This is a genomic window from Microbacterium sp. Au-Mic1, assembly GCF_021341785.1.
Classification (GTDB): domain Bacteria; phylum Actinomycetota; class Actinomycetes; order Actinomycetales; family Microbacteriaceae; genus Microbacterium.
Genome location: NZ_JAJTTF010000010.1, coordinates 99,251 through 119,046, shown reverse-complemented (window position 1 = coordinate 119,046; position 19,796 = coordinate 99,251). Strand labels below are relative to the sequence as shown.

Genomic DNA, 19,796 nt, shown 5'->3' with positions numbered 1-19,796 from the left:
TAGGCGTCTCCGCATTCCGCAAACCGTACATATCCCGTGGCCGACGTGACGGCCGGATCCATCCGCGCGGTAGCGTAGGGGAGTGAGCGCACGGTCCGATCAGCCAGGGAGTGGCCCCCTCTACCGGCTCTACTCCCGACGTCTGAGGCGGCGGATGGACCCGGCGACCATGCCGCACCACATCGCGATGATGATCGACGGCAACCGCCGCTGGGCGCGCCAGCTCGGTTACGCGACGCCCGCGCACGGCCACAGGGCGGGGGCCGCGAAGATGCGCGAGTTCCTGGGCTGGTGCGATGAGCTCGGCATCCGCGTGGTGTCGCTCTACCTGCTCTCAGCGGACAACCTGCTCAAACGGGACTCGGCGGAGCTCGCGGACCTCATCGAGATCATCGGCGAACTCGCGGACGGCCTGTCCCACGAGGGCAACTGGCGGGTCAAGCATGTCGGCCGCGCGGACATCCTGCCGGCGGAGCTCGCGCGCGTCCTCGCCGAGGCGGAGGATCGCACCCGCGACCACACCGGGCTGCATGTGAACCTCGCGGTGGGCTACGGCGGGCGCAACGAGATCGTCGACGCGGTGCGGTCGATCATCGCCCAGCACGACGCGTCGGGCGGCACCCTGGAGGACCTCGCCGCGCACCTCACGCCCGAGATGATCGGGGAGCACCTGTACACCGGCGGGCAGCCGGATCCGGATCTGGTGATCCGCACGAGCGGCGAGCAGCGGCTCAGCGACTTCCTGCTCTGGCAGAGCGCGCACAGCGAGTTCTACTTCGTGGAGGCGCTCGGACCGGATCTGCGGCAGGTCGATTTCCTGCGCGCGATCCGCGACTACGCCGACCGCGACCGCCGGTTCGGCCGCTGATCGGCGACGCGCGGCGGAGGCGCACGCACCGCGTGTCAGACTGACCGGATGCGTGCCATCGACGACTACATCGCATCGTTCGACGAGGACCTGGGATACCTGAACTGGGCGGCGTTCGGTCCGATCTCGCCGGCTGCGCGCGCCGCACTGGTCGCCGACGCCGAACTGCTCGCCACGGGGCGACCCGAGGGCATCGCCGCGACGGCGGGTCGGACGACCGAGGCGCAGACGGCGGTGGCGGCGCTGCTCGGTTCCGCTCCGGACGAGGTCACCGTTCATCCCTCTTCCACGCATGCCCTGCAGCAGGCGCTCACCGGGCTCGACGGCGTCGTGATCGCCTCGGCGGCTGAGTTCCCGAGCGTCACGATCACGCTCGAGCGGGCCGCGGCCGCATCGGGTGGCCGGCTCGCCCCGCGCTGGATCGCCCCGGCCGGCACCCGGGTCACCGCCGACGCCGTCATCGACGCGCTGGACCCGGACGTGACGGCGCTCGTCGTGAGCCATGTCGACTTCCGCTCGGGGTACCGCGCCGATCTGGCGGCGCTCCGTGAGGCGCTCGGAAAGGACCGGCTGCTCATCGTGGACGCGGTGCAGTCCTTCGGCGTCGTCGACGAGGACTGGGCGGTCGCGGACGTCGTGGTGGGCCACGGCTACAAGTGGCTTCGCTCCGGGCGCGGCACCGGGTTCGCCCGGTTCACGGATCGCGCCCGTGAGCGGATCCGGCCTGTGCTGAGCGGTCGGATCGCGACCGCCGTGGAGGGGCTTCCTGCCGACGTGCTGCCGGATCCGGCGCTGTCGGCGCAGGCGTATGCGGTCAGCGCACCGGATCCCCTCGCAGCCTCACGCCTCGCGGCCGGGGTCGCCGAGATCGGGGCCGTCGGAGTCCGCGCCGTCGAGGACCGTCTGTCCGGCAACGTCGACGTCCTGCTCGGCATCGCCGACAGGCACGGGATCGACGTGGCGTCCCCACGGGAGCCCGCGGAACGCGCCGGGATCGTGGTGCTCGCTCCGGCGGATCCGCAGCGGGTCGGCGACGTGCTCGCCGCGGCCGGCTGCCAGGTGACGGTGCGATCGGGGACCGTGCGGGTGGCGCCGCACGCCGGCACGACGGCGGAGACGCTCGGGCTGTTCGACGCCGCCCTCGACGACGCCCGGCAGTTCACCCGCTCATAACCCGCTCTTAACCGATCAGAGGGCGTGTCCTTCCTGCGCGATGTCGGTGGGGGGTCGTACGTTCATGGCATCGGACACGGCGTCCGATCGAGTCGGCCTCAAGGATCGCGACTCGTGGCCCTGGCCGATTCGCCTAGTTCCGGGAATCCCCGGGTCGGGAGAGGGTCGTGGCCGCACGTACCGCACTGAACAGCAGCACCCGTACCAGCGCCGTGAACGCCGCCGAAGCGGCAGCGCGCGAGGGGGGTGCAACGCCCGATCAGGATCTGAAGACGTACGTGCTCGACACGTCCGTCCTGCTGTCGGATCCGCAGGCGTTCTTCCGCTTCGCCGAGCACTCCATCGTCCTGCCGGTCGTGGTCATCGGCGAGCTGGAGGGCAAGCGCCACGACCCGGAGCTCGGGTACTTCGCCCGGCGGGCCCTCCGCCACCTCGACGAGCTGCGCGTCGAGCACGGGCGGCTCGACTTCCCGGTCCCGATCGGCGACGGCGGCACGCTGCGGGTCGAGCTGAACAACACCGATCAGACGGTGCTGCCCAGCGGCATCCGCCTCGGTGACAACGACAGCCGCATCCTCGCCGTCGCGATGCACCTCGCCCAGGACGGCCAGGACGTCACCGTCGTCTCCAAAGATCTGCCGATGCGGGTCAAGGCCGCCTCCCTCGGCATCAACGCCGAGGAGTATCTCGCCGAGCAGGCGGTGGACTCGGGCTGGACGGGGATCAGCTCGATCTCGCTCTCCGGCGACGAGATGAGCGACCTGTACGAGAGCGAGGTCGGCACGAGCGAGGAGGCGATCGGGCTCCCGGTGAACACGGGCCTCATCATCCACTCCGAGCGGGGATCCGCGCTCGGGCGGGTCACGGCCGACGGCGAGTACGCGCTGGTCCGCGGGGACCGCGAGGTGTTCGGCCTGCACGGGCGCTCGGCCGAGCAGCGCATCGCGATCGACCTGCTCTCCGATCCCGACGTCGGCATCGTCTCGCTCGGCGGACGCGCCGGCACCGGCAAGTCCGCCCTCGCCCTGTGCGCGGGCCTGGAGGCGGTGCTCGAACGGCAGCAGCAGAAGAAGATCATCGTGTTCCGGCCGCTGTTCGCCGTCGGCGGGCAGGAGCTCGGTTACCTGCCCGGCGACAAGGACGAGAAGATGAGCCCCTGGGGCCAGGCGGTCTTCGACACGCTCGGGTCCGTGGTCTCGGGCAACGTCGTCGAAGAGGTCGTCGAGCGCGGCATGCTCGAAGTGCTGCCGCTCACGCACATCCGCGGACGGTCGCTGCACGACGCCTTCGTGATCGTCGACGAGGCGCAATCCCTGGAGCGCAACGTGCTGCTCACGGTGCTGAGCCGGATGGGGCAGAACTCCCGGGTCGTGCTCACCCATGACGTGGGTCAGCGCGACAACCTGCGGGTGGGCCGCCACGACGGCATCGCGAGCGTGATCGAGACGCTGAAGGGCCACAGCCTCTTCGGCCACGTGACCCTGCAGCGCTCCGAGCGCTCCGCGATCGCCGCCCTCGTGACCGAGCTCCTGGAGGGCGGGGAGCTCAGCTGACCTGTGGCCGACGCCGACCGCGTCCGGAGTGCGGTCGGCGTCGGCCTCGTCGGCTTGCGACGCCTGCCGCGTCGGCCTGCGACGCCTGCAGGATCTCGCGACGGATGCAGGACGGATCCGCGGTTCGGGTCGTGCAGGCGTCGCAGAATCGTGCAGGCGTCGCACGATCCGGGGGCGTCGCGATACCGAGCAAGGAGCTGACGGCGCCCTGACGCCGCAGGGTCACGCGTGGATGCGGCGGAGGGCGGCCAGAATCGCCGCCTGCACGGACGGCCAGTCGTAGAGGACCTGGGCGTAGTCGAAGCGCAGCGTCTCGTAGCCGAGCGCCGATGCCGCGGCGTCCCGCCGCAGATCCTTGTGGCGGAGGGACTCCCCGTCGTGGTTCTCCCGGCCGTCGACCTCGATGATCAGCCGGCCTGCGACGACGAAGTCCACCTTCCCGACGCCCGGCATTCGTACCTGGCAGTCCAGGCGGATCCCGAGGACGTGCAGTCTCAACCGCAGCAGCGACTCGAGGCCGCTGTCGGCATCTGCGCGCGCGATGTCGACCAGCCAACGCGCGCTCTGCGGGAGAGCATCGCGGATCCGCGCTCTCGCGGCGCGGGAGAGAAGCCCCCTGCGCCAGGCGGACTCGAACGAGGCGAAAAACGCCTCGGCGCCCGCGCAACCGTGCAGGTGGATCAGCGCCGTTTCGACCTCGACCACTCCGAACCGCGTCGCGCCGTCGAAGAAGTGGCTCGTGCAATCGCAGGCGGGGTGCGCATGAACCCGGCCGTCGCGTCCCACCCACACGTGCGGTGGGGCGTCCTTTTCGAGTACCCAGACCTTGCTCAGTCGCAGCGCCGCTCCGCAGGTGAGGGCGCCCCCGTGCGCCGCGGCGGCCACCGTCTTCGGGCATGCGCCCGGGGCGGCGAAAACGCCGGGCCGGACGCGTCGGATCCGCCCCGACGAGACGGCACGCGCGAGAGCGCTGCGGGTGAGGCCGAGCGCGTGGAGGTGCTCTCCTCGGGCGACGCCGCCGAGCCGGGTGAGAGTGGTGGCCGGATCCAACATGCGGTCCACTCTGATGGTGCAGGATGGGATCCGGCGGGGCGCCCGCGCAACCGGTGCACACTTTGGCGTGGTGCGGGGTTGTGGAGGACGAACACCTCGCAACGCCTGCACGACCCTGCGACGGATGCGCGACGGATCCACGGCTTGGATCGTGCAGACGTCGCAACGTCGTGCAGACGTCGCACCGCGCCACCGCACCGCCACCGCCCGCGAGGCCACCGCACCACACCGGCCCCACCACCCCACCGCCGAGCCACCGCCCCACCGCCCTGCCCCCGAACGACGGATGCCGCGCCCCCGGAGGGGACGCGGCATCCGTGCGTTCAGCGGATCCGGGATCAGCCGGCGTGCGTCATCGACAGCAGGTCGAGCTTGGCGTCGAGCTGCTCAAGGGTGAGCTCGCCGCGCTCCACGTAGCCGAGGTCGATCACGGCGTCGCGGACGGTGATGCCCTTGGCGACGGCGTGCTTGGCGATCTTCGCGGCGGCCTCGTAGCCGATGAGCTTGTTCAGCGGCGTCACGATGGAGGGGCTCATGCCGGCGAAGGCTGCGGCGCGCTCGACGTTGGCCTGCAGGCCGTCGACGGTCTTGTCGGCGAGCACGCGCACGGCGTTGGAGAGCAGGCGGATCGACTCGAGCAGCGCGGTGCCCATGACGGGGATCGCCACGTTCAGCTCGAATGAACCGGAGGCTCCGGCCCAGGCGACCGTCGCGTCGTTGCCGATCACGCGGGCGCACACCATCAGCACGGCCTCGGGGATGACGGGGTTGACCTTGCCCGGCATGATCGACGAGCCGGGCTGCAGGTCGGGGATGTGCAGCTCGCCGAGACCCGTGTTCGGGCCCGAGCCCATCCAGCGCAGGTCGTTGTTGATCTTCGTCAGCGAGACCGCGATGGTGCGCAGGGCACCCGACGCCTCGACGAGGCCGTCGCGGTTGGCCTGGGCCTCGAAGTGGTCCTTGGCCTCGGTGATCGGCAGCTCGGTCTCGGCCGCGAGCAGCGCGATGACCTTCTGCGGGAAGCCGAGCGGGGTGTTGATGCCGGTGCCGACCGCTGTGCCGCCCAGGGGGACCTCGGCGACGCGGGGGAGGGCGGACTGCACGCGCTCGATGCCGAGGCGGATCTGGCGGGCGTAGCCGCCGAACTCCTGGCCGAGGGTGACCGGCGTGGCGTCCATGAGGTGGGTGCGGCCGGACTTGACCGCGTCCTTCCACAGCTCCGCCTTCGCCTCGAGCGCGACCGCGAGGTGGTCGAGCGAGGGGATGAGCGTGTCGATGAGCGCCTGGGTGACGGCGATGTGCACCGAGGTCGGGAAGACGTCGTTCGACGACTGCGAGGCGTTCACGTGGTCGTTCGGGTGCACGGTCGCGCCGAGGATCCGGGTCGCGAGAGTCGCGAGAACCTCGTTCATGTTCATGTTCGAGGACGTGCCGGATCCGGTCTGGTACGTGTCGACCGGGAACTCGCCGTCGTGCTTGCCCGCAGCGACCTCGTCCGCCGCCTGGGCGATCGCGTCGGCGATGGCGCCGTCGAGCGTGCCGAGCTCCTTGTTGGCGAGCGCGGCGGCCTTCTTGATCCGGGCGAGGGCCGCGATCTGCGTCGATTCCAGACCCTTGCCGGAGATCGGGAAGTTCTCCACGGCGCGCTGCGTCTGCGCTCCGTACAGAGCGTTCACGGGCACGCGCACCTCGCCCATGGTGTCGTGTTCGACGCGGTACTCGATGTCAGCCACTGCTGTTCCTCCAGATGTGACGGTGTGATGAGGGGGATGTTCAGGCGCGGGCGTCGCTGAGGCCCACGGTGACGACGGGCACGGCCGTGCCCTCGTTCAGTCGGTAGTTGGCGCCGACGATGCCGAGCTTGCCGTCGGCGACGGCCTGGGCGATCAGCTCCGAGGTCTGCAGCAGGTCGTGCACGGTGTTGCGCAGATGCTCCTGCCCGACGAGCTCGGCATCGATGTCGGCCACGGTGGATCCGCCCTGCTCGGCGAGCACCTTGCGGGCGGCCGGCACGATCGGGGCGACCAGCCGCCAGATGTGCGGGGGGAGCGGGGCGGCGTCGATCGCGGTGCCGTCGATCGCCGCGCGCACGGCCCCGCAGCTGTCGTGCGCGAGCACCACGATGAGGGGCACGCCGAGGATCGCCACGGCGTACTCGAGGCTCGCGACGATCGACTCGCCGAGCACCTGTCCGGCATTGCGCACCACGAACAGGTCGCCGAGGCCCTTGTCGAAGATGATCTCCGCGGCGAGACGCGAGTCGGAGCAGCCGAACAGCGTCGCCAGGGGCGCCTGCCCGTCCACGAGCTCGTGGCGCTTGCCGACGTCCTGGTTGGGATGCTCGGGGTCGCCCGCGACGAACCGCCGGTTCCCCTCGCTCATGAGCCGCCAGGCCTCGTCCGGGGTCAGGGTGGTGGTGTCGGTCATCGTTCGCTTCCGAGTCGGTCGATCTGCGGGCTGATCTTGGCGACCAGTTCTGCCGTGCCCGCCTTGCCGAGGGCGCCGTAGACGAGGACGTAGTCCTTGCCGACCTGGGTGCCGAGTGCGTAGTTGATGTTCGCCGCCGAGTCCGGGTTGGGGATCACATACTCGTCCCAGGTGCGTCCGCCGATCTTGACGGTGCCCTTCGACGACGTCCCGCGCAGCGGCGTGGCCGCCCAGTCGGCGTCGGCGTCGAACGCCTGGGCGATGTGCGCGTAACCGCGGGCGTCGTCGGCCTGCGGTGCGACGGTGATGTCCCACACCGTGGGCTTGCCATCGATCAGCACCGCCTTGTTCACGCGCCAGTTGTTGGGCGGCGTCGGCAGCAGCACCGGGCGGTCCAGGGTGCTCTGCGCGTTCTTGGCAGCGGCCGGCAGATCCACGGCGTTGGATCCGGTGAAGTCGCCGCGCGGCACGATGAGCACGATGAGCAGGACCACGCCGACGGTCGCGATCAGGGCGGCGATGAGGCCGCGGAACGTCTGGCTGGAGCGATAGGCGGCGGACGACGCGGCCTTGCGGTCGGCCGTTTCCTCGGCGGTCTCGGGGCGACCGAGCTCGGCGACGACCGGCGGCTGCTTCGGGGCACGGCTCATCGGGCGTCCTCCTCGGCGGCGCGCGAAGCGGCGCCGTTCTCGGGGCGAGAAGCGTCCAGGCGGCGCTTGGCGCCCAGCAGCCACTCCTCGCAGCGCGCGGCGAGCGCCTCGCCGCGTTCCCACAGCGTGAGCGACTGCTCGAGGGTCGGGGCGCCCTGCTCGAGCTCGGCGACGACACGGACCAGCTCATCCCTGGCCTGCTCGAAGCTGAGGCTCGCGGGATCGGCGACGGTCGGCGCAGAACTCCCTGCGGAGGCGGACGGCTCGTTCGACACAGTCACGCCTCCATCCTACCGGCGCGCGTCGGAGCCCTCCGCCGGTGAGGCGGAGGACGCGTCGGTCGCTCCCGGAGCCACGGATCCCGGGCGAACGGCATCCCCGTCCGACTCGGCGATCTCGCCTTCCGACACGGCGCGCAGCGAGCCGCGGTCCACCGTGAGGGTGAGCGCGGTGCCGGCCGGAGCATCGGCGGCATCGCGCACGATCAGGCCGTCCTCGCGGTGCGCGATCGCATACCCGCGTGCCAGGGTCGCCGCCGGCGAGAGGGCGCGCAAGGAGGCGCGCAGTTCGGCCGTGCGCCGGCCCGCGGCATCGACCGCACGGCCGAGCGTGTCTCGGGAGCGGGCGGCGAGCAGCCACACCTCATGCGCGCGGCGTTCGATGAGCGGATCCGGATCCCGCAGGACGGGCCTCGAGCGCAACTGCTCGAGCTGGGCGATGTCGTGCGCGACGCGCTGCGACACCCGGGTCGTCGCGCGTGCGCGCAGCTGGGCGACGAGCGCCCGCTGCTCGCCGACGTCCGGCACCACGCGCTTGGCGGCGTCGGTCGGAGTCGAGGCACGCAGATCCGCCACGTCGTCCAGCAGCGGATGATCGTTCTCGTGTCCGATCGCGCTGACCACGGGCGTGCGTGCGGCCGCGACGGCGCGCACCAGCCGCTCATCGCTGAAGCCCAGGAGCGTCTGAGGATCCCCGCCGCCGCGCGCGATGACGATGACGTCGACATCGGGATCCGCGTCGAGCTTCTTGAGCGCGGCGAGTGTCTCCGGTACGCAGCGGTCGCCCTGTACTGCGGCGTGCACGGTGTGGAAGCGCACCTGCGGCCAACGCAGCTCGGCGTTGCGGTGCACATCCTTCTCGGCGTCGGAGTTCTCGCCCGTGATGAGCCCGATCACGTGCGGGAGGAAGGGGAGCGGCTTCTTGCGGGAGGGGTCGAACAGGCCCTCCTGACGCAGCTGCAGGCGCAGCCGCTCCAGGCGCTCGAGCTGATCGCCGAGGCCCACGTGCTTCATCGCCGAGACCGTGAAGCTGAAGTCGCCCGCTTTGACGAAGTAGTCGGCCTTGACCGCGGCGACGACGTGATCGCCCACGGCGAGATCGGCGGGGATCCGCGCGCGCACGCTCGACCACACCCGGATCGAGATCTGGGCGTCGGAGCGCGTGTCCTTGAGCCGCGCGAAGACGTTGCCGGCGCGCACGTTCCAGCTCGTGATCTCGCCCTCGACCCAGACCGTGCCCCATTGCGCCACGAAATCGCGGATCGTGGCGTTCAGCCGTGCGATCGAGGTCGGGGCATCCGCGGAGGACTCGCGCGGCGCGACGGAGTCGGCGGGCGGGGCCTCACCGGGGACGGAGGCTGCTTCGAAGACGGTCATCGCCTCCCCAGCGTAGCAATGGGCATCCGCCGCATCCCGGCCTGCTGTCAGGACGCCGCCGGTAGAATCGGGGCGTGAGTTCACCCGTCGCTCTGCCCGTGCCGCAGATCCCTCGCCGCCGCCCCACGGCCGTGCGCGAGCCGCTCCAGGACCGTCCCGTCGACGGGCGCAAGCGCGTGCTGCTCGCCGCCCCGCGCGGCTACTGCGCCGGCGTCGACCGTGCCGTGGTGGCCGTCGAGAAGGCCCTCCAGCGCTACGGCGCCCCTGTCTACGTGCGCAAGCAGATCGTGCACAACATCCACGTGGTCACCGAGCTCGAGGCCCAGGGCGCGATCTTCGTCGACGAGGTGGACGAGATCCCCGAGGGGTCGCACGTCGTCTTCAGCGCGCACGGTGTCTCGCCGATGGTCGTCTCGGCGGCCGAGGATCGGCATCTGCACGCGATCGACGCGACCTGCCCGCTGGTGACGAAGGTGCATCGCGAGGCCGTGCGCTTCGCCCGCGACGACTTCGAGATCCTGCTCATCGGCCACGACGGGCACGAAGAGGTCGAGGGCACCGCGGGTGAGGCGCCGGATCACGTCACCGTCGTGAACTCCCCGGCCGAGGCCGACACCGTCGAGGTGCGCGATCCGTCCAAGGTCGTCTGGCTGTCGCAGACCACGCTGTCGGTCGACGAGACCATGGAGACCGTGAACAGGCTGCGCACGCGCTTCCCCGAGCTGCAGGACCCGCCCTCCGACGACATCTGCTATGCGACGCAGAACCGCCAGGTCGCGATCAAGAAGGTCGCGGCCGACGCGGATCTGGTGATCGTGGTCGGGTCCGCCAACTCCTCCAACAGCGTGCGCCTCGTCGAAGTGGCGCGCGAGTACGGTGCGAAGGCCGCTTACCGCGTGGACTATGCCGACGAGGTGCAGCAGGAATGGCTGGACGGCGTCGCGACGGTCGGAGTGACCAGCGGCGCGTCGGTGCCCGAGGTGCTCGTGCAGGAGGTGCTGCAGGTGCTCGCCGAGGCCGGATACGGCGACGTCGAGGAGGTGCGCACCGCGGAGGAGGACCTCATGTTCTCGCTGCCGAAGGAGCTGCGCCAGGACATCTCCGGTCAGCGCGACGAGCGGGCGCTGGGCGGACGCAGCCGATGACCGATTCCGGCTCCGCGGAGCAGTCTCGCCGGCCGGCCTTCGGCGAGTACGCGACGCCGGAGGAGCAGAGCAGGCGGGCGGGAAGGCCGCTGCCGCCCCCCGTCGTGCACACGCCGCCCGCGGCCGCGCCCGTCGCCCAGCCCGGGGCTCCCGCCGCGGACGTGGCGGAGCGGCCCGCGCACCCGGTCGACCGGATGGCGTCGATCGCGCTCCTCGCCTACGGGCTCTGGAACGTGATCACCTCGACCTTCGCGTTCCTGAACCCGTCGTCGCTCATGGCGACGATGATGCAGGCCGTGGGGATCTCCGGCACGTTCTCGAACTACCAGCAGGCGCGGGTCTGGGGAATCGTCGCCGGCATCCTGCTGATCGTGGGCTGGGTTGCCACCGCCGCGTGGACGGTGCTCCGGCTGCGGCGCGGCAAGCTCACCTGGTGGCTGCCGGTCGCCGGCGGTGTCGTGTTCGTCCTGCTGACGACCATCTGCATGATGGTGCCGTTCTTCACGGATCCGGCCGTCATCTCCTACCTGAATGAGCGGATGCAGCAGTAGCTTCCTGAGACGACGATGAGCCCGGCCCCCTCGGGGTGCCGGGCTCATCGCGTTCTGCGGGCGGTCGCGGGATCAGCGCGCGTTGCCGTTGTTGAAGTGGTAGTCGCCGTTGCCGGTGGTGCCGTGGCCGTTGGCGCCGGGGCCGCGGCCGTCGGTGCCGGGCTCGACGTGGTTGGTCTTGGTGTGCACGATGTCGTAGTAGACGGTCTGGTCGGCCGCGTTCGGGAACACGCGGTAGGTGAACACGTTCTTGTTCAGCTCGACGATCGGAACGACGCGCTGGAACAGCACGTTGCCGTTCGCATCCTTCGCGGCGATCCAGCGCGAGGAGCCATCGGCCGGGACGGACCAGTCGCCGTGCATCTTCGGGCTGTTGTCGAGGTTGTACATGGTGAAGGTGCCGTCGGCCTTGAAGTACGCCCAGCCCACGAAGTTCGACACGGCCGGGTCGTCCAGCGCCACGCGGTCGCCCTGGGCGTCGCGTGCGCTCGTGGTCTTCCACGGGGTGGAGGCCAGCGTCTCGGACGGGGTCAGCGCCTTGTTGCCGGCCGCGTGGGACGCGGAGACGGCGGTCGGGGCGGCCGCCGCAGCGGTCGTCGGGACGATGGCGACCGCGGCGAGGGCGATGGTCGAGGCGGCGATGAGCTTGCGCGAGAAGGAGATGTTCATGTCCTCCACGTTAGGAATCAGGGTGCATCGCCCACATCAGCCGATCGGCTACTTCCCGCGTCGCCGAGCGGATGATCCGGCGGCGGGATCCGGTGCGGGGAACGCGGCCATACTGAGAGGACGACAGGTCGGGGATCCAGGTCCGCACGCGGTCGGATCCGGGATCCTCCTGCCGGTGAACCTTCGGGGCCCGCGCCTCGTTTCCCACTGAGGAGGCGACTGTGGATGACGACGACGAGCGGCTGACCGCGCTCTACGACGTGCACGCAGGGCCGATCCGTCGTTACGTCGTGCATCTCACGGGAAGCAGCGCCTCGGCGGACGACGTCGTGCAGGAGACGCTGCTGCGCGCCTGGCGCACGCCGCGGATCCTGGAACAGGAGGTGACGACGACGCGGGCCTGGATGTTCACCGTCGCCCGGCACCTCGTCATCGACGAGGCGCGCAGCGCCCGGCGCCGACACGAGCATCCTGTCGCCGAGCTTCCCGAGCGGGCCTCCGGCGATGTCACGGACCGATTGTTCGACGCGATCCTCATCGAGGACGCGCTCGCCGACCTCAGCCCCGAGCACCGTGCCGTGATCGTCGCGGCCTATTACGGGGGGCGCAGCGTCGCGGAGATCGCGACCGAGCAGGGGATCCCGGGGGGCACGGTGAAATCGAGGATGCACTACGGGCTGCGGGCCCTGCGGCTCGCACTGCAGGAGAGAGGGGTGATCCGGTGAGCGCGGATCCGTTCGCGATGTGGGACGCCGCCTATGTCATGGGCGCGCTGTCCGCCGCGGACCGAGCGCGGTACGAGGCACACCTCGCAGGCTGTGCCGAATGCCGGGAAGCGGTCGCGGACCTCGTGCCCGCCGTGGGGCTGCTGTCCCGAGTGCACGCCGATGACGCGGCCCGCATCGGCGTGGAGCACGCGGACGCAGCCGGGCCGAAGCTGCTGTCGATCGCCCGCGCCCGCAGACGCTCCCGGCGTCGTGCGCTGTGGACCGGTGTCGGCATCGCGGCGGCGCTCGCCGTCGCCGTGCCGGTCACGATCGCCGCCCTCGCCCCTCGCCCTGCGGTCGAGGTCGCGCTGGAGGGGGCCACCACGGTGCCGGTGAGCGCCACCGTGTCGCTGACGCCGGTCCCCTGGGGGACGAAGATCGACATGGCGTGCCTGTACGCGGCGGATGCTCCCGACGCCGGGTGGACGTACGTGCTCACCGTCGTGGGTCGCGACGGCACGACGACGGATCTGTCGACCTGGAAAGCGGAGCCGGGGCGCACGGCGACGCTGTCGGCGGGGACGGCGGCAGCGCTGAAGGACATCCGGTCGGTGGAGATCCGCACCGCGGCGGGAGCCGTCATCCTGCGCCACGACATCGGCGGCTGATCCGCAGACGACAGGAGCGCCGCAGGGACGGATCCCGGCGACGCTCCTGGACTGTGCTGAGGCGCGGTCAGCTCTTGGACGGCGCTGGTCGTCAGCTCTTCGACTGGCCGTACGAGCCGAGCTGGCGGGTCGACTCGATGACGCGCTGCGCCATCGCCGTCTCGGCGACCTTGCCCCAGGCGCGCGGGTCGTAGACCTTCTTGTTCCCGACCTCGCCGTCGACCTTCAGGACGCCGTCGTAGTTGCTGAACATGTAGCCGGCGATCGAGCGGGTGAACGCGTACTGGGTGTCGGTGTCGATGTTCATCTTGACGACGCCGTTCGCGACCGCGAGGGCGATCTCGGCGTCGGTGGAACCGGATCCGCCGTGGAAGACGAGGTCGAGCGGCTTGGCGCCCGTGCCGTACTTCGCGGCGACCTGCTGCTGGATCTCGCCGAGCAGCTCGGGGCGCAGCTTCACGCCGCCCGGCTTGTACACGCCATGCACGTTGCCGAAGGTGAGTGCGGCGATGTAGCGGCCCTGCTCGCCGAGGCCGAGCGCCTGCACGGCCTGGTCGACGTCGGCGAAGGTCGTGTAGAGCGCCTCGTTCGAGCCCTCGTGCGCGACGCCGTCCTCCTCGCCGCCGACGACGCCGATCTCGACCTCGAGGATCGCGTTGATCGCCTTCATGCGGGGGAGGAGATCCTTCGCGATCTCGATGTTCTCCGCGAGCGGCACGGCCGAGCCGTCCCACATGTGCGACTGGAAGATCGGGTTGCGCCCGGCGCGCACCTCTTCCTCGGAGGCGGCGATGAGCGGCTCCACGAAGCCGGCGAGCGCGTCCTTCGGGCAGTGGTCGGTGTGCAGCGCGACGGTGACGGGGTAGGACTTGGCGACCTCGGTGGCGAACTTCGCGAAGGCGAGGGCGCCGGTGGCGCGGGCCTTGACGGTCTGGCCGGCGAAGTAGTCGGCGCCGCCGGTGGTGACCTGGATGATGCCGTCGGATCCGGCTTCGGTCAGACCCTGCAGCACGGCGTGGATGGTCTGCGAGCTGGAGACGTTGAACGCCGGGTAGGCGAAGCCGCCCGCCTTCGCGCGGTCGAGCATCTCGGCGTACTGATCCGGGGTGGCAACGGGCATGGCATCTCCTGTGCTGGATGACGGGGGTCGGTGCCACTCTAGCGCCGCAGGATCGGCGATTCAGAGCGCGTGACGGCGGGCTCGGGAGGGCGGATCTTCGCCCTGGTAAAGAAGGGCGCATCTTTCGCTTTCCCCGCGCAGAAATCTGCGGATCCGTAACCCGCCCGCCCCTACGCTGGGGGCATGGTGAGCCTCACAGCCGATCTCAGCCCCCTCAGCCCCGACCGCAACCTCGCACTGGAGCTCGTCCGTGCGACGGAGGCCGCGGCGATCCGCGCCGTCCCGTTCATCGGACGCGGTGCGAAGGAGGCGGCTGACGGCGCTGCCGTCGATGCGATGCGCGCCTTCCTCGGAACCGTCGACTTCGACGGTCTCGTGGTGATCGGCGAGGGTGAGAAGGACAACGCCCCGATGCTCTTCAACGGGGAGCACGTCGGCAGCGGCGTCGAATGGGCGCAGCAGTACGACATCGCCGTGGACCCGATCGACGGCACCACGCTCACCGCCGACGGCCGGCAGAACGCGGTCTCCGTCATCGCCGTGTCCGACCGCGGCACGATGCTCGACGCCTCGAGCGTCTTCTACATGGACAAGCTCGTCACGGGGCCGGCCGGTGTCGGCGTCGTCGACATCCGCCTCCCCGTCGCGGAGAACATCAAGCGCCTCGCCGGATCCCTCGGCAAGCCGGTCGAGGAGATCGTGGTCTCGGTGCTGAACCGTCCGCGTCACGCGAAGCTGATCCAGGAGATCCGGGATGCCGGAGCGGGCACCCGCCTGATGAGCGACGGCGACGTCGCCGGCGGCATCAACGCGGCCCGGCACGGCGCGCGCACCGACATGTGCATCGGTGTGGGCGGCAGCCCGGAGGGCATCGTGACGGCGTGCGCGATCAAGGCGCTCGGCGGGCACATCCAGGGCCGGCTGTGGCCGCGCGACGACGACGAGCGCCAGCGCGGCATCGACGCCGGGCTCGACATGGACAAGGTCTACGAGGCCGACGACCTGGTGAGCGGCAACAACACGATCTTCGTGGCGACCGGTGTGACCGATGGTCAGCTCGTCGCCGGCGTCCGGCGTGAGGGCGACTATCTCTATACGGAGAGCGTCGTGCTGCGCAGCGCCTCCGGCACACTGCGCCGGATCGCCTCGGAGCACCTCGTCTCCAAGTGGCTCTGAGCGGGATTCCCCGTCGCACCGGGGTCCTGAGCGAGCCCGGTGCGATAACGACCTGATCGCATTCCGCGTCTTCCCGGCCGCACCTGTCACAATGGAGGGGCGCCGACCGGCGTGCACGGCGCATTCAGCGCGGTTCGGAATGCGGAGTAGGGGAGCGTGGACGATGGCTGCGGAGAACATCTACCGCCAGGAGACGGTCACCGACACCGGATCGGTCAAGATCGTCGAGATGGATGCCGCTCGCCGCACCGATGTGCTGTTCCGCGTCCGCCGCGAGGAGGGCCACGAGATCAGCGCCTGGTGGATGGTCGGGGCCTTCGTGCTCTTCTCCGCCACTGTGGTCTTCCTGCTCAGCGCTGTTCCCGGGAGCGCCTGACCTCATCCTCAGCCTCGCGCCGATCGTCGTGCCCGGGGCGACCTGCGTCCTGATCGATCAGCGCGGCGTCGGCGTCTTCGCTCAGACGGCCCCGCAGCTCGCCGAGGTCCGCGCGTATACCCTCTGCCTGATCCTCGTCGGCGGATGACACCAGCTCGTCGGCGGTGAACCGTCGCGTGGCGCTGGTCAGCGTCGGAGGCGCGGTGAGCGCGTCAGCATCGACGCCCGGGAAACGGCGGGCCGTCACGAGCACCCGGCTCTCCAGGGATCCGGCGAAGCGGTTGTAGCTGTCCACGGTGCGCTCGAGTGCACGACGCAGGTCGTCGGCATGGCCGGCGAGCACGCCGAGCCGGTCGTACAGCTGCGTGCCGAGATCGAGGAGCACGGCCGCCTCGGCCGACAGCTCCTGCTGCTTCCAGGTGTACGCGACCGTCTTCAGCACGGCCCACAGGTTCACCGGGGTGGCCAGCGCCACCCGCTTGCCGAATGCGTAGTCGAGGAGAGTCGGGTCCTCGTCGAGTGCGGCCGACAGCAGTGACTCGCTGGGCAGGAAGCAGATGACGAACTCGGGGCTCACGTCGAGCCCCGACCAGTAGGCCTTCTTCGCGAGCGCGTCGACGTGCGCGCGCACGGCCTTGACGTGCTGCTGCATGAGCGAGCGCCGCTGCGGGTCCTCGGAGGAGAGAGCGCCCGCCGCCAGGAATGCGTCGAGCGGCGCCTTGGCGTCCACGGCGATCGACGCGCCGCCGGCGAGACGGATCACCATGTCGGGGCGGCCATGGCCCGCATCGGAGTGGATCGTGGCCTGCAGGTCGAAGTCGACGTGCCGGGTGAGGCCGGCGGCCTCCACCACGCGGCGCAGCTGCGTCTCGCCCCACACGCCGCGTGCGGAGGTCGAGCGCAGCGCGCCGGCCAGGGACTCGGTCGTGGAGCGCAGCGCCTCGCCGTTCTCCTCGGAGCGGCGGAGCTGCTCGCTCAGCTGTCCGAACTGCGTCTGGCGCTCGCGCTCCAGCACGGTGACGGTCTGCTGCATCCGGTGCAGGCTCTCCCGCACCGGGGCGAGCGCGGTGAGCACGGCGTTCTCCTGCCGTACGCGCTCCGCGGCGTCGTGCTGCTCGCGGCGGGCGTGCTCGACGGCATCGCGGTACAGGTCGTGCTGACGGTCGCGGTCCTCGCGCACGACCGAGAGCTCGGCATCGGAGCGCGCGAGGTCGGCCGCGCCGCGGTTGCGGCCGAGGAGCCAGCCGACCGCAAGGCCCGCCACGGCGGTGAGTGCGGCGATGAGCAGTGCGAGCGCGTCCATGCGTCCATCATGGGCGGGGCCGCCGACATCGCCGGGGAGCGCGGCCGTAGTGGGCCGGAAGGCAGCCCGGAACGGCGTCAGGCCGCGGCGCGCACCTTGGAGGGCGCCGCCGGAGCGAGGGGGTCGCCGAGACGCACGCCGATCGCCTCGGCGAGCTGGTGCACGGTGCCGGACTCGGTGCGCCGGGCGGCGTCGATCACGATCTGCGCGCACGCCCGTGCATCGGCCAGGGCGTCATGGTGCGGGAAGGCCCCGAAGCCGGCGGCGGCCGCGGCGACCGGGAGCTTGTAGGAGTCGAGGTCGTACACCTTGCGCGCCACGCTCAGACTGCACAGCGACCGGTACGGCGGGCACTCGTCGCCGGTGGCCTCGCAGGCACGACGGATCACGTTCAGGTCGAAGCCCGCGTTGTGCGCGACGAGCACGTCGGCACCGGCGAATGCGCAGAGCCGGTCGAGCTGTTCGCTCCAGCCGTCCGCGTCCACGACCTCGTGCGGCTGGATGCCATGGATCCGAACGTTCCATTCCTGGAAGGCGTCGTGCCCGGCCGGCGGGCGGATCAGCCATCCGGTCTGTGCGACGACGATGCCGTCGCGCACGCGCACCAGCCCGACTGCGCAGGCGGAAGCAGGGGAGGAGTTCGCCGTCTCGAAGTCGATCGCGGTGAAGTCCAGGGCCACGCATCCACCCTCTGCCGCCGAGGAGCCGGGACCGCTCAGGCGCGCCGAGGTGGTGCAGATCGGCGGGCGTAGTCTCGAAGCATGGTGGAACGTGCGACGAGCTTCGGATCCGAGACGGGCAGCTACGAGAAGGGGCGTCCGGAGTACCGGTCGGACGCGGTCGCCTGGCTCCTGGAGCCGTTGTCGGACGCCGAGAAGGCGGTTGTCGACATCGGTGCGGGCACCGGCAAGCTCACCCGGGCCGTGCTCGCCCTCGGCGGCACGAGCGTCGTCGCCGTGGATCCGGATCCGCAGATGCTGGAGGCGCTGCGCGAGAAGACACCCGGCGTCGAGACGGTGGGTGGCACCGCGGAGTCGCTGCCTCTGGCCGACGCGAGCGTCGACGCCGCCACGCTCGGCCAGGCCTGGCACTGGGTGGATCCGGTCGCGGCGTCCGCCGAGATCGGCCGCGTGATGCGCCCGGGTGGTGTGCTCGGGCTGATCTGGAACGTCCGCGACGACCGGACCGAATGGGTGCGCCGGTTGACCGCGATCATGGGTGGCAGCGCGGCGGAGGAGATGATCGGCGAGAACGCCGTGCGCGTCGCCGCGCCGTTCGGCCCCCTCGAGGAGCGGCGCTGGGAGTGGACCCGGGACATGACGCGCGCCGAGCTGCATGCGATGGCCAGCTCGCGCAGCCTCATCATCACGTCGTCCGATGCGGAGAAGGCGCGGATCGCCGCCGCCATGGACGAGCTGTTCGACGAGCTCGGGCTCGTCGAGGGCACGACGCTGTCGATGCCGTACGTCACCGCCGCCTATCGCGCGATCCGCGGATCCTGAGCCGGCGCGAGCCCCGGTAGACTCGTACCCCGTGGCTCTCACCATCGGAATCGTAGGACTGCCCAACGTCGGCAAGTCCACCCTCTTCAACGCCCTCACCAAGAACGACGTGCTCGCGGCGAACTACCCGTTCGCGACGATCGAGCCGAACGTCGGTGTGGTGAACCTGCCCGACGTGCGGCTGAACACGCTCGCCGAGATCTTCGGCAGCGAGCGGATCCTGCCCGCGACGGTGTCGTTCGTCGACATCGCGGGCATCGTGCGCGGCGCGAGCGAGGGGGAGGGGCTGGGTAACCAGTTCCTCGCGAACATCCGCGAGGCCGACGCGATCGCGCAGGTCGTGCGCGGCTTCGCCGACGACGATGTGGTGCACGTCGAGGGCGCGATCGACCCGAAGAACGACCTCGAGACGATCAACGCCGAGCTCATGCTCGCCGACCTGCAGACGCTCGAGAAGGCGATCGTGCGGATCGAGAAGGAGGTGCGCGGCCGCAAGACCGATGCCTCGGTGCTCGAGGCCGCGAACGCCGCCAAGGACGCGCTCGAGCGCGGGCAGCTGCTCTCCACGAGCGGCATCGACCTCGCCCCGATCAAGGAGCTCGGCCTGCTGACCTCCAAGCCCGTGATCTTCGTCTTCAACGTCGACGAGGCCGTGCTGACCGACGACGCCCGCAAGGCTGAGCTCGCCGCCCTCGTCGCCCCGGCGCAGGCGATCTTCCTGGACGCGAAGATCGAGTCGGAGCTCATCGACCTGGATCCGGAGGATGCCGCGGAGCTCCTCGCCTCCACCGGTCAGGACGAGTCGGGTCTCGACCAGCTCGCCCGCATCGGCTTCGACACCCTCGGCCTGCAGACCTACCTCACGGCCGGTCCGAAGGAAGCCCGCGCCTGGACGATCCACAAGGGCGACAAGGCCCCGCAGGCCGCCGGCGTGATCCACACCGACTTCGAGAAGGGCTTCATCAAGGCCGAAGTCATCTCGTTCGAGGACCTCGTCGCGACCGGATCCGTCGTCGAGGCCCGCTCGAAGGGAAAGGCGCGCCTGGAGGGCAAGGACTACGTCATGCAGGACGGCGACGTGGTGGAGTTCCGCTTCAACGTCTGAATGCCTGGTCAGCATGCTGTTGGCCGCCAAAAGCCGGCCAGGAACATGGTGTTTGTAGCGGCCTTTTGCTTCCACCATTGCAAACATTCGAGAAG

The 19,796-nt window shown here is 70.6% G+C and carries 21 protein-coding genes; 11 read left to right on the top strand and 10 right to left on the bottom strand.

Translation table 11 applies throughout. The features are described from left to right. Window positions 1-82 precede the first annotated feature (82 nt). From LXM50_RS14255 to LXM50_RS14245, 3 genes are all read left to right on the top strand, one after another. Entirely contained in the window at window positions 83-868 is a 786-nt protein-coding gene (locus tag LXM50_RS14255) for an isoprenyl transferase (protein WP_233312079.1), read from the top strand. A gap of 48 nt (window positions 869-916) precedes the next feature. Further along, window positions 917-2,041 carry an aminotransferase class V-fold PLP-dependent enzyme gene (locus LXM50_RS14250; RefSeq protein WP_233312077.1) on the top strand — a complete coding sequence of 375 codons (1,125 nt, stop codon included), beginning with the start codon at window positions 917-919 and terminating at the stop codon, window positions 2,039-2,041. A 212-nt stretch (window positions 2,042-2,253) separates the two neighbouring features. Next, complete coding sequence (locus LXM50_RS14245; protein WP_233312107.1) at window positions 2,254-3,594, top strand: PhoH family protein; 1,341 nt, start codon at window positions 2,254-2,256, stop codon at window positions 3,592-3,594. 222 nt (window positions 3,595-3,816) lie between these two features. On the opposite strand, the gene LXM50_RS14240 is transcribed toward LXM50_RS14245, so the two are convergent. The 6 genes from LXM50_RS14240 to xseA form a co-directional block, all read right to left on the bottom strand. Then, window positions 3,817-4,647 carry a type IV toxin-antitoxin system AbiEi family antitoxin domain-containing protein gene (locus LXM50_RS14240; protein WP_233312076.1) on the bottom strand — a complete coding sequence of 277 codons (831 nt, stop codon included), beginning with the start codon at window positions 4,645-4,647 and terminating at the stop codon, window positions 3,817-3,819. 338 nt (window positions 4,648-4,985) lie between these two features. Further along, complete coding sequence (locus tag LXM50_RS14235; RefSeq protein WP_233312075.1) at window positions 4,986-6,380, bottom strand: aspartate ammonia-lyase; 1,395 nt, start codon at window positions 6,378-6,380, stop codon at window positions 4,986-4,988. A gap of 40 nt (window positions 6,381-6,420) precedes the next feature. Next, window positions 6,421-7,074, bottom strand: a complete 654-nt coding sequence (locus tag LXM50_RS14230) for a carbonic anhydrase (protein ID WP_233312074.1) — start codon at window positions 7,072-7,074, stop codon at window positions 6,421-6,423. Beyond that, window positions 7,071-7,724, bottom strand: a complete 654-nt coding sequence (locus tag LXM50_RS14225) for a DUF4245 family protein (protein ID WP_233312072.1) — start codon at window positions 7,722-7,724, stop codon at window positions 7,071-7,073. The genes LXM50_RS14230 and LXM50_RS14225 overlap by 4 nt, the downstream gene beginning before the upstream one ends. After that, a complete protein-coding gene (locus tag LXM50_RS14220; RefSeq protein ID WP_233312105.1) occupies window positions 7,721-7,999 on the bottom strand; it encodes an exodeoxyribonuclease VII small subunit in 279 nt (92 codons plus the stop codon). The genes LXM50_RS14225 and LXM50_RS14220 overlap by 4 nt, the downstream gene beginning before the upstream one ends. 15 nt (window positions 8,000-8,014) lie before the next feature. Beyond that, the gene (xseA, locus tag LXM50_RS14215; protein ID WP_233312071.1) at window positions 8,015-9,379 is read right to left on the bottom strand and encodes an exodeoxyribonuclease VII large subunit; all 1,365 of its coding nucleotides are present in this window, start codon (window positions 9,377-9,379) and stop codon (window positions 8,015-8,017) included. A 131-nt stretch (window positions 9,380-9,510) separates the two neighbouring features. Between xseA and LXM50_RS14210 the strand changes: the two genes are divergently transcribed. Beyond that, a complete protein-coding gene (locus tag LXM50_RS14210) occupies window positions 9,511-10,524 on the top strand; it encodes a 4-hydroxy-3-methylbut-2-enyl diphosphate reductase (RefSeq protein ID WP_233312104.1) in 1,014 nt (337 codons plus the stop codon). Continuing rightward, a complete protein-coding gene (locus LXM50_RS14205; protein WP_233312069.1) occupies window positions 10,521-11,075 on the top strand; it encodes a DUF6264 family protein in 555 nt (184 codons plus the stop codon). The genes LXM50_RS14210 and LXM50_RS14205 overlap by 4 nt, the downstream gene beginning before the upstream one ends. A gap of 72 nt (window positions 11,076-11,147) precedes the next feature. On the opposite strand, the gene LXM50_RS14200 is transcribed toward LXM50_RS14205, so the two are convergent. Beyond that, window positions 11,148-11,744: a DUF4822 domain-containing protein gene (locus LXM50_RS14200; RefSeq protein ID WP_233312067.1), complete on the bottom strand. Its 597-nt coding sequence runs from the start codon at window positions 11,742-11,744 to the stop codon at window positions 11,148-11,150. Between the two features lie 221 nt (window positions 11,745-11,965). Here LXM50_RS14200 and LXM50_RS14195 point away from each other — a divergent pair, with 221 nt between their 5' ends. Together LXM50_RS14195 and LXM50_RS14190 are read left to right on the top strand one after the other, a co-directional pair. Beyond that, window positions 11,966-12,469, top strand: a complete 504-nt coding sequence (locus tag LXM50_RS14195) for a sigma-70 family RNA polymerase sigma factor (protein ID WP_233312066.1) — start codon at window positions 11,966-11,968, stop codon at window positions 12,467-12,469. Further along, a complete protein-coding gene (locus LXM50_RS14190; protein ID WP_233312064.1) occupies window positions 12,466-13,119 on the top strand; it encodes a zf-HC2 domain-containing protein in 654 nt (217 codons plus the stop codon). Before LXM50_RS14195 ends, LXM50_RS14190 begins: the two co-directional genes overlap by 4 nt. 91 nt (window positions 13,120-13,210) lie before the next feature. On the opposite strand, the gene fbaA is transcribed toward LXM50_RS14190, so the two are convergent. Continuing rightward, on the bottom strand, window positions 13,211-14,239 hold the full coding sequence (gene fbaA / locus LXM50_RS14185; protein WP_233312062.1) for a class II fructose-bisphosphate aldolase: 1,029 nt from the start codon (window positions 14,237-14,239) through the stop codon (window positions 13,211-13,213). A gap of 183 nt (window positions 14,240-14,422) precedes the next feature. Between fbaA and glpX the strand changes: the two genes are divergently transcribed. Further along, entirely contained in the window at window positions 14,423-15,415 is a 993-nt protein-coding gene (gene glpX, locus LXM50_RS14180; protein WP_233312061.1) for a class II fructose-bisphosphatase, read from the top strand. Between the two features lie 163 nt (window positions 15,416-15,578). Then, entirely contained in the window at window positions 15,579-15,791 is a 213-nt protein-coding gene (locus tag LXM50_RS14175) for a UDP-N-acetylmuramyl pentapeptide phosphotransferase (protein ID WP_233312059.1), read from the top strand. On the opposite strand, the gene LXM50_RS14170 is transcribed toward LXM50_RS14175, so the two are convergent. Together LXM50_RS14170 and LXM50_RS14165 are read right to left on the bottom strand one after the other, a co-directional pair. Beyond that, complete coding sequence (locus LXM50_RS14170) at window positions 15,766-17,094, bottom strand: DNA recombination protein RmuC (RefSeq protein WP_233312057.1); 1,329 nt, start codon at window positions 17,092-17,094, stop codon at window positions 15,766-15,768. The genes LXM50_RS14175 and LXM50_RS14170 overlap by 26 nt on opposite strands. A 77-nt stretch (window positions 17,095-17,171) precedes the next feature. Continuing rightward, entirely contained in the window at window positions 17,172-17,774 is a 603-nt protein-coding gene (locus tag LXM50_RS14165; protein ID WP_233312055.1) for a 3'-5' exonuclease, read from the bottom strand. Between the two features lie 81 nt (window positions 17,775-17,855). Here LXM50_RS14165 and LXM50_RS14160 point away from each other — a divergent pair, with 81 nt between their 5' ends. Then, window positions 17,856-18,596 carry a class I SAM-dependent methyltransferase gene (locus LXM50_RS14160; protein WP_233312054.1) on the top strand — a complete coding sequence of 247 codons (741 nt, stop codon included), beginning with the start codon at window positions 17,856-17,858 and terminating at the stop codon, window positions 18,594-18,596. Window positions 18,597-18,627: 31 nt separating this feature from the next. Then, on the top strand, window positions 18,628-19,701 hold the full coding sequence (ychF, locus tag LXM50_RS14155; protein ID WP_233312053.1) for a redox-regulated ATPase YchF: 1,074 nt from the start codon (window positions 18,628-18,630) through the stop codon (window positions 19,699-19,701). Window positions 19,702-19,796 lie beyond the last annotated feature (95 nt).

Excerpts from the sequence above, each read along its gene's own strand:
- xseA (WP_233312071.1), bottom strand. The coding sequence starts at position 9,379 with ATGACCGTCTTCGAAGCAGCCTCCGTCCCCGGTGAGGCCCCGCCCGCC.
- LXM50_RS14205 (WP_233312069.1), top strand. The coding sequence starts at position 10,521 with ATGACCGATTCCGGCTCCGCGGAGCAGTCTCGCCGGCCGGCCTTCGGC.
- LXM50_RS14230 (WP_233312074.1), bottom strand. The coding sequence starts at position 7,074 with ATGACCGACACCACCACCCTGACCCCGGACGAGGCCTGGCGGCTCATG.
- LXM50_RS14170 (WP_233312057.1), bottom strand. The coding sequence starts at position 17,094 with ATGGACGCGCTCGCACTGCTCATCGCCGCACTCACCGCCGTGGCGGGC.
- fbaA (WP_233312062.1), bottom strand. The coding sequence starts at position 14,239 with ATGCCCGTTGCCACCCCGGATCAGTACGCCGAGATGCTCGACCGCGCG.
- LXM50_RS14160 (WP_233312054.1), top strand. The coding sequence starts at position 17,856 with ATGGTGGAACGTGCGACGAGCTTCGGATCCGAGACGGGCAGCTACGAG.
- LXM50_RS14240 (WP_233312076.1), bottom strand. The coding sequence starts at position 4,647 with ATGTTGGATCCGGCCACCACTCTCACCCGGCTCGGCGGCGTCGCCCGA.
- LXM50_RS14175 (WP_233312059.1), top strand. The coding sequence starts at position 15,579 with ATGGCTGCGGAGAACATCTACCGCCAGGAGACGGTCACCGACACCGGA.
- LXM50_RS14250 (WP_233312077.1), top strand. The coding sequence starts at position 917 with ATGCGTGCCATCGACGACTACATCGCATCGTTCGACGAGGACCTGGGA.
- glpX (WP_233312061.1), top strand. The coding sequence starts at position 14,423 with ATGGTGAGCCTCACAGCCGATCTCAGCCCCCTCAGCCCCGACCGCAAC.
- LXM50_RS14200 (WP_233312067.1), bottom strand. The coding sequence starts at position 11,744 with ATGAACATCTCCTTCTCGCGCAAGCTCATCGCCGCCTCGACCATCGCC.
- LXM50_RS14225 (WP_233312072.1), bottom strand. The coding sequence starts at position 7,724 with ATGAGCCGTGCCCCGAAGCAGCCGCCGGTCGTCGCCGAGCTCGGTCGC.